The 16,860-nt window shown below is 73.6% G+C and carries 17 protein-coding genes; 4 read left to right on the plus strand and 13 right to left on the minus strand.

Going from position 1 to position 16,860, the window contains the following annotated elements; genetic code table 11:
- The first annotated feature begins 59 nt into the window (after positions 1-59).
- The gene (locus LN042_RS27425) at positions 60-1,211 is read left to right on the plus strand and encodes a citrate synthase/methylcitrate synthase (protein ID WP_230054072.1); all 1,152 of its coding nucleotides are present in this window, start codon (positions 60-62) and stop codon (positions 1,209-1,211) included.
- Between the two features lie 171 nt (positions 1,212-1,382).
- Here LN042_RS27425 and LN042_RS27430 read toward each other — a convergent pair whose 3' ends face one another.
- Entirely contained in the window at positions 1,383-1,784 is a 402-nt protein-coding gene (locus tag LN042_RS27430; protein WP_230054073.1) for a YccF domain-containing protein, read from the minus strand.
- A 266-nt stretch (positions 1,785-2,050) separates the two neighbouring features.
- Here LN042_RS27430 and LN042_RS27435 point away from each other — a divergent pair, with 266 nt between their 5' ends.
- The gene (locus LN042_RS27435) at positions 2,051-2,899 is read left to right on the plus strand and encodes a PP2C family protein-serine/threonine phosphatase (RefSeq protein ID WP_230054074.1); all 849 of its coding nucleotides are present in this window, start codon (positions 2,051-2,053) and stop codon (positions 2,897-2,899) included.
- A gap of 59 nt (positions 2,900-2,958) precedes the next feature.
- On the plus strand, positions 2,959-3,975 hold the full coding sequence (locus LN042_RS27440; RefSeq protein ID WP_230054075.1) for an MASE1 domain-containing protein: 1,017 nt from the start codon (positions 2,959-2,961) through the stop codon (positions 3,973-3,975).
- A gap of 60 nt (positions 3,976-4,035) precedes the next feature.
- Here LN042_RS27440 and LN042_RS27445 read toward each other — a convergent pair whose 3' ends face one another.
- From LN042_RS27445 to LN042_RS27500, 12 genes are all read right to left on the minus strand, one after another.
- Positions 4,036-4,332 carry a YciI family protein gene (locus LN042_RS27445; protein WP_230054076.1) on the minus strand — a complete coding sequence of 99 codons (297 nt, stop codon included), beginning with the start codon at positions 4,330-4,332 and terminating at the stop codon, positions 4,036-4,038.
- A gap of 16 nt (positions 4,333-4,348) precedes the next feature.
- Positions 4,349-5,206, minus strand: a complete 858-nt coding sequence (gene htpX / locus LN042_RS27450) for a zinc metalloprotease HtpX (protein WP_230054077.1) — start codon at positions 5,204-5,206, stop codon at positions 4,349-4,351.
- Between the two features lie 153 nt (positions 5,207-5,359).
- A complete protein-coding gene (locus LN042_RS27455) occupies positions 5,360-6,892 on the minus strand; it encodes an NADH-quinone oxidoreductase subunit N (RefSeq protein ID WP_230054078.1) in 1,533 nt (510 codons plus the stop codon).
- A gap of 3 nt (positions 6,893-6,895) precedes the next feature.
- A complete protein-coding gene (locus LN042_RS27460; protein WP_230054079.1) occupies positions 6,896-8,455 on the minus strand; it encodes a complex I subunit 4 family protein in 1,560 nt (519 codons plus the stop codon).
- A gap of 183 nt (positions 8,456-8,638) precedes the next feature.
- Entirely contained in the window at positions 8,639-10,615 is a 1,977-nt protein-coding gene (locus LN042_RS27465; protein ID WP_230054080.1) for an NADH-quinone oxidoreductase subunit 5 family protein, read from the minus strand.
- Positions 10,612-10,983: an NADH-quinone oxidoreductase subunit NuoK gene (gene nuoK / locus LN042_RS27470; protein ID WP_230054081.1), complete on the minus strand. Its 372-nt coding sequence runs from the start codon at positions 10,981-10,983 to the stop codon at positions 10,612-10,614. Before nuoK ends, LN042_RS27465 begins: the two co-directional genes overlap by 4 nt.
- Before the next feature lie 6 nt (positions 10,984-10,989).
- A complete protein-coding gene (locus tag LN042_RS27475; RefSeq protein WP_230054082.1) occupies positions 10,990-11,652 on the minus strand; it encodes an NADH-quinone oxidoreductase subunit J family protein in 663 nt (220 codons plus the stop codon).
- A complete protein-coding gene (locus LN042_RS27480; RefSeq protein ID WP_230054099.1) occupies positions 11,649-12,131 on the minus strand; it encodes a 4Fe-4S binding protein in 483 nt (160 codons plus the stop codon). Before LN042_RS27480 ends, LN042_RS27475 begins: the two co-directional genes overlap by 4 nt.
- Positions 12,132-12,181: 50 nt before the next feature.
- On the minus strand, positions 12,182-13,138 hold the full coding sequence (locus LN042_RS27485) for a complex I subunit 1/NuoH family protein (protein ID WP_230054100.1): 957 nt from the start codon (positions 13,136-13,138) through the stop codon (positions 12,182-12,184).
- Positions 13,139-13,140: 2 nt separating this feature from the next.
- The gene (locus LN042_RS27490) at positions 13,141-14,331 is read right to left on the minus strand and encodes an NADH-quinone oxidoreductase subunit C (RefSeq protein ID WP_230054083.1); all 1,191 of its coding nucleotides are present in this window, start codon (positions 14,329-14,331) and stop codon (positions 13,141-13,143) included.
- On the minus strand, positions 14,328-14,975 hold the full coding sequence (locus LN042_RS27495; RefSeq protein ID WP_230054084.1) for an NADH-quinone oxidoreductase subunit B: 648 nt from the start codon (positions 14,973-14,975) through the stop codon (positions 14,328-14,330). The genes LN042_RS27490 and LN042_RS27495 overlap by 4 nt, the downstream gene beginning before the upstream one ends.
- A complete protein-coding gene (locus tag LN042_RS27500; RefSeq protein WP_230054085.1) occupies positions 14,966-15,382 on the minus strand; it encodes an NADH-quinone oxidoreductase subunit A in 417 nt (138 codons plus the stop codon). The genes LN042_RS27495 and LN042_RS27500 overlap by 10 nt, the downstream gene beginning before the upstream one ends.
- A gap of 249 nt (positions 15,383-15,631) precedes the next feature.
- On the opposite strand from LN042_RS27500, the gene LN042_RS27505 reads away from it, so the two are divergent.
- Complete coding sequence (locus LN042_RS27505; protein ID WP_372495830.1) at positions 15,632-16,804, plus strand: sensor histidine kinase; 1,173 nt, start codon at positions 15,632-15,634, stop codon at positions 16,802-16,804.
- Positions 16,805-16,860: the final 56 nt, after the last annotated feature.

The raw sequence follows: 16,860 nt of genomic DNA on the forward strand, positions 1-16,860 counted from the left end.
GATCAATGCTCGCAGAGTACAGAACGTCAACCGGAGCACCCAAGAGGAAGGCTGCCGCCATGTCGAGCACCACCGAGATCGAGGTTCCGCGCGGCCTCAAGGGCGTCGTGGTCACCGAGACCGAACTCAGCGACGTCCGCGGCCTGGAGGGCTTCTACCACTACCGCCAGTACTCGGCGATCGAGCTCGCCGAGCAGCGCACCCTGGAGGACGTCTGGCACCTGATGCTGCTCGGCGACCTGCCCGACCGGGCCCGCCGCGCCGCCTTCCTGGCCCGCACCGCACGGCTGCGCCGCCTGCCCGACGCGCTGCGCCCGCTGCTGCCCGCGCTGGCCGCGAGCACCGCGCACGGCGGCCCGCTCGCCGCCCTGGGCGCCGCGCTCTCGGTCGCCGCCGCCGATCGCGGTATCCGGCCGCTCTACGACACCGCGCCCGAACAGCGGATCGAGGACGCGCTGTTCGCCACCGCGCTGGTTCCCACCATCCTGACCGCGCTGCACCGGCTGCAGCGCGGCGAGCAGCCGGTGGAGCCGCGCGACGACCTCGGCTACGCGGCCAACTACCTCTACATGCTCACCGGGGAGGAGCCGGAGCCGGCCAGGGCCCGGGCGATCGAGCGCTACCTGATCTCCACGGTGGACCACGGCTTCAACGCCTCCACCTTCACCGCCCGGGTGATCGCCTCCACCGGGGCCGACCTGGTGGCCTGCCTGGTCGGCGGTCTGGGCGCGCTCTCCGGCCCGCTGCACGGCGGCGCGCCGAGCCGGGCACTGGACACCCTGGACGAGATCGGCACCCCGGACCGGATCGACGGCTGGATCCGCGAGCACGTGCTGGCCGGCGACCGGATCATGGGTTTCGGCCACCCGGTCTACCGCACCGAGGACCCGCGCTCCCGGATGCTGCGCGGGGTCGCCGAGTCGTTCGGCGGCGAGCTGGTCGACTTCGCCGTCGCGGTGGAGGCCCGGGTCGAGGCGATCCTGGCCGAGCTGAAGCCGGGCCGCGAACTCCACACCAACGTCGAGTTCTACGCCGGCGTGGTGATGCACCTGTGCGGTCTGCCCAGGGAGATGTTCACCCCGACCTTCGCCGCCGCCCGGGCGATCGGCTGGAGCGCCAACATCCTGGAGCAGGCAGCCGACCCCAAGATCATCCGTCCGGCCGCCCGCTACACCGGCCCGACGCCTCCGCAGCCGCTGCCGACGGCCTGACCCCCGGACCCCAGCGCGCGCCGAAGGCCCCGTCCTCGGTGCTGACGCCCTCGCGGCCGATCATGTTCCCCGCGCACGGACGGCGCCCCCGCGTCCACCCGCCTGGTCCGCCTGGAACGCCCGGAACGCCTGGCATGCCTGGCATGTCGACCCGACATGCCGGCTCAGGGGTCAGCGGTAACCGAATCCCTCGTCACTCGGGACCACCTCGCGCCCCAGGGGCATCAGCGAGATGGGGATCAGCTTCAGGTTCGCCCAGCCGAACGGGATCCCGATGATCGACACGAACAACGGGATGCTGGTCACCAGGTGCACGAGCGCCAGCCACCAGCCCGCGACGATGACCCAGATCACGTTTCCGATCAGCGAGCCGGCCCCCGCGTCCGGCCGGACCACCGTCGTCCGCCCGAACGGCCAGATCACGTAGCCGGCGATGCGGAAGGCGGCAATGCCGAAGGGAATGGTGATCAACAGCACGCAACAGATCAGGCCGGCGATGACGTACCCCAGAGCCATCCAGAGCCCGCACAGGAGCAACCACAACACGTTCAGAAGGAATCTGATCAGCGTCATGGTTCAAGCCTCGCACGCACCCGCCGGCAGGGTGGCCCGAACGCGCGTAAGGGCGTCTCGCTGACGCCGCCGGGGCGCCCACCCGCTCCTCGCCCCGGCTGCCGCCTCCCCCGGAGCGGGGCACTGCCACCGTCCGCCGTGGTACCGGCGGGCCGCGAGGCGGGCCGCCGGAAGAGCGGGAGCACGGCAGTTCGAGCAGCCGTCACCCGGGCAGCCGACATACGCTGGCTCTGACCACCTCGCCCTGCCCCGCCGTCGGAGGGTCGATGAGCCGACGCCGCCCCGCCAGCCACCATCCGAGCGCCGACGACCTGCTGACCGAGCTCGGCCGGCTCACCGCGAAGGCGCTGGAGCAGGCCGAGCTGCAGCAGGTCCGGGTGGAGCTGGCCGAGGCGTTGCAGCGGGAGCTGCTGCCGTCCGCGCTGCCGCAGCTGCCCGGGCTGCGGGCGGCCGCCTGCTACGCGCCGGCCCGGCACGGCCTGAGCATCGGCGGCGACTGGTACGACGGCTTCCGGCTGCCGGACGGCTCGGTCGCCTTCTCGCTGGGCGACGTCCAGGGGCACGACGTCGAGGCGGCGGCCTTCATGGGCCAGGTCCGGGTCGGCCTGCGGGCGGTCGCGACCATGGCCGCCGATCCGGGCGAGGTCCTCGACCGGGCCAATGACCTGCTGATATCGCTGGGCAGCCGGCTCTTCGCCACCTGCAGCTTCCTGCGCTACGACCCGGGCAGCCGGGACCTGGCGCACGCCCGGGCCGGGCACGTGCCGCCGGTCTGGGCGAACGCCGACGGCCGCTGGGGCCACTGCACCGACGAGGGCGGGCCGCCGCTCGGCGTGCTGCCCGGCGAGAAGTACCCGGTCACCCATCACCGGCTGGCCGGCAGCGGAGTCCTCGCGCTGGTCACCGACGGGGTGATCGAGGGACCGGCGTTCCCGATCGAGGCGGGCCTGGACCGGGTGGCGGCCGTGCTGCGGTCGCGGGTGACGGCCGAACCGGACGAGCTGGCCACCGAACTGCTGCGGGTGGCCGACCTGACCGGACACACCGACGACGCCGCCGTGCTGGTGCTGCGCCACGACGACGGGCCCCTGGACGGCCAGGGCCACGACGACTAGCACCAGCGCCGCGCGGGCCGCGCGTGTCACACCCGCCTTCGCCGCCCGGTCGTAGTCTGATGACTGCTGTGCCGCCGACCACCGTGCTCCGCCACCGCGACCTCCGCCGGCCGGCCGTGGCCGCCGCGCGCCTGCTCGCGGTCGCCGCGGTCTACCTCGCCGTCGGCCGACTGGGCCTGCTGCTCCAGGTGGTGGTCGCCGGGGCGAAGGTCACCCCGCTCTGGCCGCCGACCGGGGTCGCCGTCACCTGCCTGCTGCTGTTCGGGCTCGGCCTGTGGCCGGGCGTGGCGCTGGGCGCCTTCCTGGTGATCGTCACCAGCGGCCCGCCGCACCTGGGGTCGCTCGGCATCGTGGCCGGCAACACCCTGGCCCCGGTGGCCGCCTGCGTGATGCTGCACCGGGCCGGGTTCCGGATCGAGCTGGACCGGCTGCGCGACGGGGTGGCGCTGGTCTTCCTGGGCGCGCTCGGCGCGATGCTGATCAGCTCCACCATCGGCACGGCTTCGCTGGTGTTCGACGGCACGCTGCCGGCCGCCGGTTTCTGGTCCACCTGGTCGGCCTACTGGACCGGCGACGCGATGGGCGTGCTGGTGGTCACCCCGCTGCTGCTGGCCCTGCGCACCGTGCGGCTGCCCACCGATCCGGGGCCGTGGGACTGGGTGGAGCCGACCCTGCTGCTGGCCGGCACCGCCGCCGTCACCGTCGTCGCCACGACCAGCACCCTGAACCTGCTGTTCCTGGTCTTCCCGTTCCTGATCTGGGCCGCGCTGCGGTTCCAGCTGATCGGCGCGGCGCCCTGCGTGCTGCTGGTCTCGGTGCTCGCCATCGCGGCGGCCACCGACCACGCCGGACCCTTCGGCCACCACGGACTGGTCGCCGACATGGTGGTGCTCCAGTTGCTCAACGGCTGCGCGGCGCTGACCGGGCTGCTGCTGGCCGCGATCATCGCCGAGCAGCGCAACACCTACCAGCGGATCGAGCAGGCCTGCGTCCAGCTGGCCGAGGTGGTGCACCGGCTGGCCCCGAGCGAGGCCACGGCGCGCTGGCTGCCGCCCGAGGACGGCAACCGGCGGTAGCCCCCACCCACCCCCGGGGCGGCGTGGCCGCGAGCGCCCGGGGGGCGGAGGCCGGGTGGGTCAGGCGGCGGGCTCGCGCAGCGCCTCCAGGCCCGGCGCGGTCATGCTCGCGGTGAACTCCACCACCTGGTACTCGGCGACCCGGGCCCGGTGGAAGGGGTCGGAGGCGAGCACCTCGTCCAGCGCGGCCCGGTCGGCGGCGCGGGCCAGCAGCACCCCGCCGGTCCGCGGCACCCGGCGGCCGGAGGCCAGCAGGGTGCCCGCCGCGTACTGCTCCTCCAGCCATGCGACGTGTTCGGGCAGCAGCTGGTCGACGGCCTCCAGCGGCGCGGTGTAGGTCAGCGTGACGATGAACACGTCGATCTCCTGGGAGTCAGCGGCCGGCCATCCGTTCCAGCCGATCGATCCGCTCGCGCATCGGGGGATGGGTGGAGAACAGGCGGGATCCGGCCTCTCCCGGGCGGAACGGGCTGGCGATCATCATATGGCTGGCCGTCTGGATCCGGGGCTCGGGCGGCAGCGGGAGCCGCTGGGTGCCGACCTCCAGCTTGCGCAGCGCGCTGGCCAGGGCCAGCGGGTCGCCGGTGATCCGGGCACCGTCGGCATCGGCCTGGTACTCCCGGGACCGGCTGACGGCCAGTTGGATCAGGGAGGCGGCGAGCGGGCCCAGGATCATGATGAGCAGCATGCCGAAGAGGCCGGGCCCCTCGTCCCGCTCGTCGCGGCCGAACGGGATCAGCCAGGCGAAGTTCACCAGGAACATGATCACCGAGGCCAGCGCTCCGGCCACCGACGAGATGAGGATGTCGCGGTTGTAGACGTGGCTGAGTTCGTGGCCGATCACCCCGCGCAGTTCGCGCTCGTCCAGCAGGCGCAGGATGCCGTCGGTGCAGCAGACCGCCGCGTTGCGGGGGTTGCGGCCGGTGGCGAAGGCGTTCGGGGCGGGGGTCGGCGAGATGTACAGCCGGGGCATCGGCTGCCGGGCGGAGGTGGAGAGCTCGCGGACGATCCGGTAGAGGCCGGGTGCCTCGATCTCGCTGACCGGCCGGGCCCGCATGGCGCGCAGCGCCATCTTGTCGCTGTTCCAGTAGGCGTAGCCGTTGGTGGCGAGCGCCACCGCCAGGCCGATCAGCAGCCCGTTGCGTCCGAAGAAGCTGCCGATCACCAGGATCAGCGCCGACAGGGTGCCGAGCAGCACGGCCGTTCTGAGTCCGTTGTGGTGGCGGTGCACGGCAGCCCCTCCAAGTGGTGCGGTGGGAAGCCCTCTGTCTCATCCCTCGGTCACATCGACAACGGAGGAGATCGGGGCCCGGGTTCCCTTCCTCGCATGTGGGGGGCCGGATCGCACGCAGAGCATCCGCCACCTGGCGGGCGGCGGAGCAGATCAGAACAGGCTGCCGCCCACCACTTGGAGCACCAGCTGGGGTGCGACCGACAGCACCACCGCGCCGGCCGTGGCCAGGCCCAGGGTGGCGGCCAGCGGCGCCGGCGCCCTGGTCGGCGCCACCTGCTCGCCCGGCGTGAAGAGCTTCGCCAGCCAGAGCAGGTAGTAGTACAGGGCGATCACCACATTGACGGCCATGATGACCGCGAGCCAGCCCAGACCGGCGTTCACTGCCGCCTGGAAGACCACCACCTTGCCGAACAGCCCCACCACGCCCGGCGGCAGCCCGGCCAGGCAGAGCAGGAAGAAGGCCAGCGCCAGCGCGGCCCAGCGGTTCCGGGCGAACAGGCCGCGGTAGTCGTCGAGCCGGTTGGCGGGACTGGTCCGGGCGACCAGCCCGACCACACCGAAGGCGCCCAGGTTGACCAGCCCGTAGATCAGCGCGTACGCGAGGGTGGCGCCCAGCGGGTGCGGGGTGCCCGCGTAGCCGGCCGCCGCCAGCGGCACCAGCAGGTAGCCGGCCTGCGCCACCGAGGACCAGGCCAGCAGCCGCACCGCGCCCTGCGCCGAGTCGGAGCGCTGGCGCAGCGCCGCGGTGTTCCCGACCGTCATGGTCACCGCCGCCAGCACCGCCAGCAGCAGGCCCCAGGTGTGGCCGTAGGGCCGCAGGCCGATGCTGGTGACCAGCGCCAGCCCCGCGAAGCCGGCCGCCTTGCCGACCACCGAGAGGTATCCCGCGACCGGGATCGGGGCGCCCGCGTAGGTGTCCGGCACCCAGAAGTGGAACGGCACCGCGGCCACCTTGAAGGCGAAGCCCACCAGCGCCAGCATCGCCCCGGCCTCGGCCAGCGGCTTCAGCTGGGCCGGCAGCACGGTCAGCCCGTGCGCCACCGCGTCCAACTGCAGGCTGCCGGTGGCCGCGTAGAGGAAGCCGACGCCGAGCAGCATCACGGCCGTCGCGGTGACCGAGGAGAGGAAGAACTTCAGCGCCGCCTCACCGCCGCGGGCGTCCCGCTTGAGCGCGACCAGCGCGAACGACGGCAGCGAGACCACCTCCAGGGCCACCACCAGGGTGGCCAGGTCCCGGGCGGCGGGCAGCAGCGCCGCCCCGGTCGCACTGCTGAGCAGCAGGAACCAGTACTCGCCGGCCGGCAGGCGGTCGTCGGTCACCGTGCTGAGCGAGAGCAGCGCGGCGATCAGCGCACCGCCGAGCGCCAGCAGCTGGAAGGCCAGTGCGAAGTGGTCGGCCGTGTACGAGCAGCCGGCGCCGGGGAAGCAGAAGGTCGACCTGGTCCGCCCGGTCAGCGGCAGCAGCGCCACCAGCGAGCCCAGCAGGCCGAGCACGGTCAGCGGGCCGAGCAGCCGCTTGCCCGACTCGGGCAGCAGCAGGTCGGCGAGCAGCACCAGCAGCGCGGCCACGGCGGCGATCAGCGGCGGGGCGATCGCCACCCAGTCGACCGACTGGATCAGCGAGCCGGCGTGCGGCAGGGCGAGGTCCATCAGATGAGTGCCCATCGGCTGTGAGGTCGTCATCGGTCAGCCCACCCCCAGCAGCCGCTTGACCACCGGGTCGGAGAGGGTGAGCAGCAGCGCCGGCCAGAGCCCGGCCACCACGGTGAGCGCGGCCAGCGGGGTCCAGCTGACCGCCTCGTAGCCGCGCAGTTCGGCGGGCTCGGCGACGGCCGGCTGCGCCGGGTCGCCCATGCAGACCCGGCGCACCACCTGCAGCAGGTAGGCGGCGGTCAGCAGGGTGCCGAGGCCGGCCAGCACCATGTAGGTGAGGAAGGCGGAGCGGGAGAGGCCGGCGGCGGGCTGGAAGGCGCCGAACATCGCCAGCAGCTCGCCCCAGAAGCCGGCCAGGCCCGGCAGGCCCAGGCTGGCCACCGCGGCGAAGGCCAGCAGCGCACCCAGCCGGGGCGCCCGGCCGTAGAGCGCGGCGCCCGTCCCACCCGAGAGGGTGTCCAGGTCGGACGTCCGGTACCGGTCCTTCAGCGAGCCGACCACGAAGAAGAGCAGGCCGGTGATCAGGCCGTGGGCGATGTTGGCGAACAGCGCGCCGTTGACGCCCACCGGGGTGAGCGAGGCGATGCCCAGCAGCACGAAGCCCATGTGGCCCACCGAGGAGTAGGCGATCAGCCGCTTGAGGTCGCCCCGGCGCCCCGGACGGGCCAGCGCCAGGCAGGCCAGCGAGCCGTAGACGATGCCGACGGCCGCCAGCGCCCCCAGGTACGGGGCGAAGGCCGCGGTGCCGTCCGGCACGATCGGGAGCAGCACCCGGACCAGGCCGTAGGTGCCCATCTTCAGCAGCACGCCGGCCAGCAGCACCGAGCCGACCGTGGGCGCCGAGGTGTGCGCGTCCGGCAGCCAGCTGTGCAGCGGCCAGGCGGGCGCCTTGACGGCCAGGCCGAGGCCGATCGCCAGCGCCGCCAGCACCTGGGTGGAGTGCGACAGGCCGTGACCGTGCGCGGCGGCCAGCGCCGTCATGTCGAAGGTGCCGGCCTTCAGCCCGACCAGCAGGAAGCCGAGCAGCATCACCGCGGAGCCGAGCAGTGTGTAGAGGATGAACCGGTTGGCCGCGGGCACCTTGGCGCCGCTCCCCCAGCGCGCGATCAGGAAGTACATCGGGACCAGCACGATCTCGAACGCCAGGAAGAACAGCAGCAGGTCCAGCACCACGAAGGTGGCCAGCATGCCGACCTCGAGCAGCAGGAAGATCCCGGTGAAGGCGCGCGCCGAGGGGGTGCCCTCGGCGGTCGGCCGCCGCTTGAGCGAGTACACCGCGCACAGGAAGGTCAGCAGCGCGGTGAGCACCACCAGCGGCAGCGAGACGCCGTCCACCCCGAGGTGGAACCGCACTCCGAGCGCCGGGATCCAGCGGACGTCGACGACGGCCTGCATCCGGCCCGGTTGCCGGTGGTCGAAGCCGGCCGCCAGTGCTGCCGCGAGGGCCAGCACCAGGCCGGTGACCAGCGCGTTGAAGCCGAGCGCGCGGCGCTCCCTGGTCTCCTCGTCCGGGCCGAAGGCGGCGGCCGGGGCGAGCGTGGCGGCGGCCCCCAGCAGCGGCAGCAGCAGGAGCGCGATCAGGAGCGCGGTCATCGGGGACTCCCGAGGGCGAGGGACGGACGGTGGAACGGCTGCGGCCCGGTCATGCGCCGGCCTCGCAGGGCTCGGCAGGGGCGTTCGCCCGGGCGCGCCTGTCGATGATTCGCTCTCCCCCGGCTTCCGGCCGGGTCGGGCCCCCTCCCGGCCGGAGGCCGGGGGCGTGCCCCCGCCGCTCGCTCATCGGCCGACCGCCACGAAGACCGCGATCAGCACCACACCGGCCAGCAGTGCGCTCAGGTAGGTCTGGGCGTTGCCGGTCTGGCTGCGCCGCACCGCCCAGCCGAGCAGCTTCGCCGCGCCGCCCGAGCCCTGCACGTAGCCCTCGACCACCTCGCGGTCCAGGAACTTCACCAGCTCGGCGGCGGCCACCGTCGGACGGACGAAGAGCAGGGTGTACAGCCGGTCCACGAAGAAGCCGTGCTGCGCGGCACGGTACAGCGGGCCGAGCAGCGCCCGGCCCGGGTCGGGCACCGCGGTCGCGGCGGCGGCCCGGACACGGGCGGTGGCACCGCGCCACGCGGCCCAGCAGATCAGCACTCCGGCGACGGCCAGGCCGGTGCCGACCACCGCGGTGGCGGGCGAGGGCCGCAGCGAACCGCCGTCCAGCAGCTTGGGCAGCCAGTCGGGGTTCAGCCCGGTCACGCCGAAGCCGATGGTCGGGATCGCCAGCACCCAGAGCGGCCAGCGCATCGCGGCGGGCTCGGCGTGTCCCGGGGTCACCTCGTCGAGCTCGGGCGAGTAGGGGGCGCCGGCCTCGGGGCCGCCGTTGGGGACGGCCACCTGGCCCGCCTTGGCCGGGAAGGCCAGCAGCCACAGCCGGGTGGCGTAGGCGGCGGTGAGCACCGCGGTCAGCCCGGCGGCGATCAGCACGATCCAGCCGGCGGCCTGCGGCACCGCGCTCGCCGGGCCGACGCCGTTGGTCAGCGCGTTCCCGTCGGCGGCGTGCTCGGCGGCGGTGAAGACCGCGTCCTTGCTGAAGAAGCCGGAGAACGGCGGCAGGCCGACCAGCGCGACCAGGCCGATGCCGAGGGTCCAGCGGGCGTCCGGCACCCGGCCGCGCAGCCCGGGGATCCGGGCCATCGCGGTCAGCGAGTTGGTGTGGGCGGCGTGGATCAGCACGCCGGCCGACAGGAACAGCAGGGCCTTGAAGGCGCCGTGGCTGACCAGGTGGAAGACGGCCGCCTCGCGGTCGCCGCAGGCCAGCGCACCGGCCATGTAGCCGAGCTGGCCGACGGTGGAGTAGGCGAGCACCCGCTTGATGTCGTCCTGGGCCAGCGCGCACAGCGCCGAGCCGATCATGGTGACGGCGGCCAGCACCGCCAGCACCACCAGGGCGGCGCCGGAGAGCAGGAAGACCGGCAGCAGCCGGGACACCAGGTAGATGCCGGCCGCGACCATGGTGGCCGCGTGGATCAGCGCGGAGACCGGGGTGGGGCCGGCCATCGCGTCGGGGAGCCAGGTGTGCAGCGGGAACTGCGCGCTCTTGCCGGCCACGCCGGCGAGCAGCAGCAGCGCGATCAGGGTGGGGTGGTGCAGCTGCCCGTGGGCGGCGGCGGCCAGCACTCCGGAGATCTGGAACGTGTGGGCGTCGCCGGCCAGTACGAAGATGCCGAACAGGAACGGCACGTCGCCCAGCTTGGTGACCAGGAAGGCCTTGAGCGAGGCGGCCCGGGCGTCCGCGGTCTCCCAGTGGTGGCCGATCAGGAAGTACGAGCAGATGCCCATGACCTCCCAGCCGACCAGCAGCACCACCAGGTCGCCGGAGTAGACCACCAGGAACATCGCGGCGGTGAACAGCGAGACCAGCGCCGCGTAGGACGGGTAGCGCGGGTCGGCCTTGAGGTAGGCGGTGGAGTAGATCTGCACGCAGGTCGCGACCAGGCCGACCAGCACGCTGATCAGCGAGGTGTAGCCGTCCAGGTGCAGGGACAGGTAGATGTCCGGGCCGCCGGTCGGGGTGAGCAGGGTGGTGGCGTTCAGGGTCCGGCCGGTGCCCAGCTGCAGCGCGGCGGTGAGCGCCAGCGCGGCGGCGGCGAGCACCGGCAGGATCGCCAGCGGACGGGTCCAGCCGGGCGCCCGGCGGCCGGTGGCGAAGATCGCGGCAGCACCGAGCGCGGGCAGCGCCGGGACGAGCGCGGGGACGGCGACGTTCACAGAGCCTGGCCCTTCGACACGGCGTCAGGTGCGGGTCCGGCCTGGGCCGGGATCTCGGCGGCGCGGTCGCCCAGGGCGGTGACGCGGTCCACGTCGGCGGTGCCGCGGGTGCGGAAGACCAGCAGCACGATGGCCAGGCCCAGACCGATCTCGGCGGCCGCCAGCGTGATGGTGAACAGGGTGAGCGCCTGCCCGGCGTGCAGCGAGTCGCGCAGCCAGGCGTCGAAGGCGACCAGGTTCAGGTTGACGGCGTTGAGCATCAGCTCGACCGACATCAGCACCAGCACGCTGTTGCGCCGGGCCAGCACACCGTAGACGCCGATGCTGAACAGCAGCGCGGCGAGGACGACGGGGTAGGCGAGGTGCATCGGCGATCAGCGCTCCTGCCGGGTCGAGGGCCGGGTCGAGGGCCGGGTCGCGGGCCGGGTCGCGGGCCGCGGCGTGCGCAGCTTGCCGGCCCGGGGCGCCGCGGTGCCGCCCTTGCCGTTGCGGGAGATCACGACGGCGCCGACCAGCGCGGCCAGCAGCAGCACCGAGAGCGCCTCGAAGGGCAGCACCCAGTAGCGGAACAGGCTGGCGCCGACGGCGGCGGTCGAGCCGCCGCCGCTGCCGAGGTCGATCCAGGAGGTGCGGAAGGCGTCCACCACCAGGGTCACCAGGGTGGCCGCCGTGGCGAGGGCGACCCCGAGCGCGACCCAGCGGTTTCCCGAGTCGGCGTCCGGCGAGCGGCCGATGGGCGCCTTGGTGAGCATCAGCCCGAAGAGCACCAGCACGACCACCGAGCCCAGGTAGATCAGCACCTGCACCCAGGCCACGAACTCGGCGGTGAGCAGCAGGAACTCCACCGCCAGGCCGCCCAGCGCGACCACCAGCCAGAGCGCGGCGTGCACCAGCTGCTTGGTGGTGACGGTGAGCAGGGCGGCGCCCAGCACGGCGAGGCCGACCAGCACGAAGACGATCTCCACCCCGGTCGGGGAGAGGAAACCCCGGCTGGCGGGGGCCAGCGAGCCGGCGGCGAGCAGCAGCGACGACGTCATGAGGCATCACCGGCCGCGGCGGCCGCCTTCTCGGCCGCCTTGCGGGCGGTGGCGATCTCCTTCGGGTCCTCGGCGCCGGGGTCGTGGGCCGGCGGGGGCGGCACGGTCCACATCCACTCGCGCAGCTTGTCGCGCTCGTGGGTCAGCTCCAGGATGTCGGTCTCGGCGTACTCGAACTCCGGGGACCAGAAGAGCGCGTCGAACGGGCAGACCTCGATGCAGATCCCGCAGTACATGCAGAGCGAGAAGTCGATGGCGAACCGGTCCAGCACGTTGCGGGTCCGGGCCCGGGCGTTCGGGTCGGCCGCGGGGAGGGTCTCCTTGTGCGAGTCGATGTAGATGCACCAGTCGGGGCACTCCCGGGCGCAGAGCATGCAGACCGTGCAGTTCTCCTCCAACAGCCCGATCACCCCGCGGCTGCGCGGCGGCAGCAGCGGCTGGGCGTCCGGGTACTGGGCGGTGACGGACTTGCGGGTCATCGTGCGCAGGGTGACGGCGAGGCCCTTGGCCAGGCCGGAGCCGGGGAGGTTCACTGGGAGATCGCCACCTTGATGACGCCGGTCAGGGCGAGCTGGAGGAGCGCGAGCGGGATCAGCACGGTCCAGGCGAAGCGCATCAGCTGGTCCTCGCGCAGCCGCGGGAAGGTGACCCGGGCCCAGATCACCACGAAGGCGAGCGCGAAGATCTTCAGCAGGGTCCACAGCCAGCCGAGGCTGTCCGGCAGCGGGCCGTGCCAACCGCCCAGGAAGAGCACCGAGGTGAGCGCGCAGAGCACCAGGATGCCGCCGTACTCGGAGAGCAGGAAGAACGCGAACCGGATTCCGGTGTACTCGGTGTACGCGCCGAAGATGATCTCGGAATCGGCCACCGGCATGTCGAACGGCGGGCGCTGCAGCTCGGCGAGGCCCGCGGTGAAGAAGACGAAGGCGCCGATCGCCTGCCACGGCACCCACCACCAGTGGAAGGCGTCCATGATGCCGGTCAGCGACGCGGTGCCGGCGGCCATCGCCACCGAGGCGGCGGCCAGCAGCATCGGCAGCTCGTACGACATCAGCTGGGCGGCCGTGCGCAGACCGCCGAGCAGCGAGAACTTGTTGGCCGAGGCCCAGCCGGCCATCAGCGAGCCGAGCACGCCGATGCCCATCACGGCGAGCACGAAGAAGATGCCGGCGTCCACCGCCTGGCCGACCAGGCCGTGCGGGCCGACCGGGACGGCCAGCAGCACCACCAGGTAGGGCAGCAGCGCGACCGCGGGGGCGAGCTGGAAGACGCGGCGGTCGGCGCCGGCCGGGACCACGTCCTCCTTCTGCGCGAACTTCACGCCGTCGGCCACCAGCTGGGCCCAGCCGTGGAAGCCGCCCGCGTACATCGGGCCGAGCCGGCCCTGCATGTGGGCCATCACCTTGTGCTCGGTCTGGCCGATCACCAGCGGGAGCACGAGGAAGACCACCAGCACCGCGACGCAGCGCAGCAGCGTGTCGAGCAGGTTCACGCGCTGTCTCCGTTCTGCGGGTCCTCGGGGGCGGGGGGCTGGGGTTCGGCCGGGGTGCCGGCTGCTGGGGAGCCGGAAGTCGACGGGGTCGACTTCCCGGGCTCGGCGGCCGGTGCACCAGAAGTCGACTCAGCCGACTTTTCGGCCTCGGCCGAGGCCGACGGCTCGGCCGACTGCCCGGGCTCCGCGGTCGGCGCGCCAGAAGTCGGCTCAGCCGACTTTTCGGCCTCGGCCGAGGTCGACGGCTCGGCCGACTGCCCGGGCTCGGCAGTCGGCGCACCAGAAGTCGGCTCAGCCGACTTTTCGGCCTCGGCCGAGGTCGACGGCTCGTCGTAGGCGGGCACCGGCGAGTGCCACGGGGCGTCCGCGCTCTGCGTCCGGGCCACCCTGGGCGCCTCGGTCCTGGGCGCCTCGGTCCTGGGCGCCTCGGCCGGCTCGGTGGGCTGGGCAGCAGGGGCAGCGGTCTGGCTGGCCGAGCCCTCGGTGATGCTGCGGTTGCGGCGCGGCCGGTCGGCCCGCACCGGCCGGGTCCCCTCGGCGCCGGCCGCAGCCCCCGCCGCCGCGCGCGGGCCGCGGGCGGCCCGCGCCGGGCGCTCGGCGACCGGCGGCAGGGTGCCCTTCAGCGGACCCCACTCGTTCGGGTCGGGCACCCCGACCGGCTGCATCTTGCGCCGCGCCGGCCCGTCGCCGTGATCGCTCTCGCCGGGCTCCTTGGCGCCCGGCCAGGCCTTGGCGACGCGGGCCGCCAGCACGAACTCCTTGCGCAGCGGATGGCCCTCGAAGCCCTCCGGCAGCAGCAGCGGCGCCGGGTGCGGATGCCCGGTGAACTCGATGCCGAACATCTCGGTGGTCTCGCGCTCGTGCCAGGCGGCACCGGCGAAGACCCCGACGGCGGTCGGCAGCACGGCCCCGTCGCGCGGCACCCGGGTGCGCAGCAGCAGGTGCCGCACCGCCCCGGGCTCGCCCACGGCGGCCAGGTGGGCGCTGACCGAGAAGCCCTCGGCCAGCTCGTCCACCGCGCTCAGCCAGTCGAAGAAGGCCAGCCCCAGCCCGTCCCGGGCCGCGGTCAGGGCCTCGATCCAGTGCTCGGCCGGCACGTCCACGGTGAGCAGCTCGTAGGCCGCGGCGGCGGTCGCCCACGGTCCGATGGCGGCGGCGGTCCGCTCCGGTTCCAGTGCGGCGGTCACTGCGCACCCCCGGGGCCGGGCAGCAGCGGGCGGCGCAGCGCACCGGTGCTGGGCCCGGTGTACCGCTCCGGCAGCGATTCCTCGGCGATCTTCTCCTGCAGTTTGAGGATGCCCTGCAGCAGTGCCTCGGGCCGCGGCGGGCAGCCGGGCACGTAGACGTCGACCGGGATGATCTGGTCCACGCCCTTGGTGACCGAGTAGGAGTCCCAGTACGGCCCGCCCGAGTTGGAGCAGGCGCCGAACGAGATGACGTACTTGGGCTCCGGCATCTGCTCGTAGAGCCGCTTGACGGCGGGCGCCATCTTGTCCGTCACGGTTCCCGAGACGATCATGAGATCGGCCTGCCGGGGGCCGGGGGCGAACGGGATCACGCCCATCCGGATGAAGTCGTGCTTGGCCATCGAAGCGGCGATGAACTCGATCGCGCAGCAGGCCAGGCCGAAGTTGAAGCACCAGAGGCTGTAACGGCGCCCCCAGTTCAGCACCACCTTGACCGGGTCCGGGGCGAGCCGGGCCAGCGGGCCGAGCCGGCGCTGCTCCAGCGCACCGGGACCGGGCCGGCCCGGGTCCGGCAGCCCGAGCGGCACCGGACCGCCCGCCGAGCCGTGGCTGTGGCTGTGGCTGTGGCTGTGGGTCACGTCCATTCCAGAACGCCCTTCTTCCAGGCGTAGAGCAGCCCCACCGCGAGGAAGCCGAGGAAGACGAACATCTCGACCAGCGTCCCCGCGCCGTAGCCCGCGGCGGCGAACACCGTCGCCCACGGGAACAGGTAGATCGCGTCCACCGCGAAGATCACATAGAGGAAGGCATAGATGTAGTACCGGATCTGGGTGTGCGCCCAGCCCTCACCGACCGGGTCCACCCCGCACTCGTAGGTGAGCAGCTTCTCCGGCGAGTAGATCACCGGGCGCAGCAGCCGGTTGGCGCTGAACGCGACCGCCACGAAGAGCACCCCGACCACCGCGAGCAGGCCGATCGCCGCGTAGGCGTCGAAGTACCCGCTCCCCATCGTGGGGTCGGCCGCGAGGGCCGCGGCCCCTGGCCCCTCCATGCGTTCGCCTCCAGCGGTTTTCAGCTGATTCACAACCTTCGGTATGGCGTGAGTCTATGACCACTGCCATGGTCCCCCGGCACCCTGCCCGACCTGCGAGACGATCCGCAAGACGATCACCGGGCCCGGCCGGGTGCGCCCCGGTGGGGTTAACCCCCGGGATCTCCGGGCGCCGACCCCCGTGCGCGAGGCGGCCGCCACCCGTCAAGCTTGGCTGTCCCACCGGTACGAACGAATGGACGGCAGACGATGGCCAGACCGCTCTACGGCGCGCAGATGTGGCGCGAGGCCCGCCACCACCTGCTCGGGCTGCCGTTCGGCATCGCCGCCTTCGTGTTCACGGTGACCACCTTCGCGGTGGGCGCCGGGCTGAGCGTCACCTTCATCGGGCTGCCGGTCCTGGCCGCCGGCCTGCGCGGCTGCCGCCGGCTCGGCGGCCGGGCCCGGAGCCGGGCCCGGGTCGCGCTCGGCGCCCGGGTCGAGGAGCCGGAGCCGGTTCGGCCGTCCCGCCCGGGCGCCGCGGGTCGGGTGACCGCCTCCCTCGCCGACGGCCTGAGCTGGCGCTCGGCGCTCTACTGCGTGCTGATGCTGCCCTGGGGGATCATCAGCTTCGCGGTCACCCTGGTGCTGCTGGTGGCGTGCTTCCCGCTGCTGCCGTTCGCGGTGCGGTACCTGGCGGTGGCGCACCGGGTGCTGGTGGAGCTGCTGCTGGCGCCGAGCGAGCTCACGGCACGGGTGCGCGAGCTGGAGGAGGACCGCGGCGCCGTGGTCGACACCGCCGCCGCCGACCTGCGCCGGATCGAGCGCGACCTGCACGACGGCGCCCAGGCCCGCCTGGTGGCGCTGGCCATGGACCTGGGCCTGGCCAAGGAGAAGCTGCTGGACAGCGAGCTGTCGCCGGAGCAGGTCTCGGCCGCGCGGATGGTCGACGCCGCGCACGGCGAGGTGAAGCTGGCCCTGCAGGAGCTGCGCGACCTGGCCCGCGGCATCCACCCGGCGGTGCTCACCGACCGCGGCCTGGACGCGGCGCTCTCCTCGGTGGCGGCCCGCTGCACGGTGCCCGGCGGGGTGCGGGTCAACGTGGAGCTGGCCGGCCCGGACGGCACTCCCGAGCGCCCGGACTCGGCGGTGGAGGGGATCGCCTACTTCACCGTCAGCGAGCTGCTGACCAACACCTCCAAGCACGCCGGCGCCCGGCACGCCGCGGTGGACGTGTGGCGCTCGGCGGACCGGCTGATGGTCCAGGTCACCGATGACGGCCGGGGCGGGGCCGACCCGCGCCCGGGCGGCGGGCTGGCCGGGCTGGCCGAGCGGGTCGGCTCGGTCGACGGGGTCTTCGTCGTGGAGAGCCCGGCGGGCGGCCCCACCACGGTGACCGTGGAGCTGCCCTGGCACACCCGGGCGGGCCGCGCCGTCCGCTGACGCTCCCCCAGCGGCGGTGTCCCGCGACGACGGTCCGGCGGCTGCCCTTGCGCGGT

It is taken from the genome of Kitasatospora humi, assembly GCF_020907985.1.
Taxonomy (GTDB): domain Bacteria; phylum Actinomycetota; class Actinomycetes; order Streptomycetales; family Streptomycetaceae; genus Kitasatospora; species Kitasatospora humi.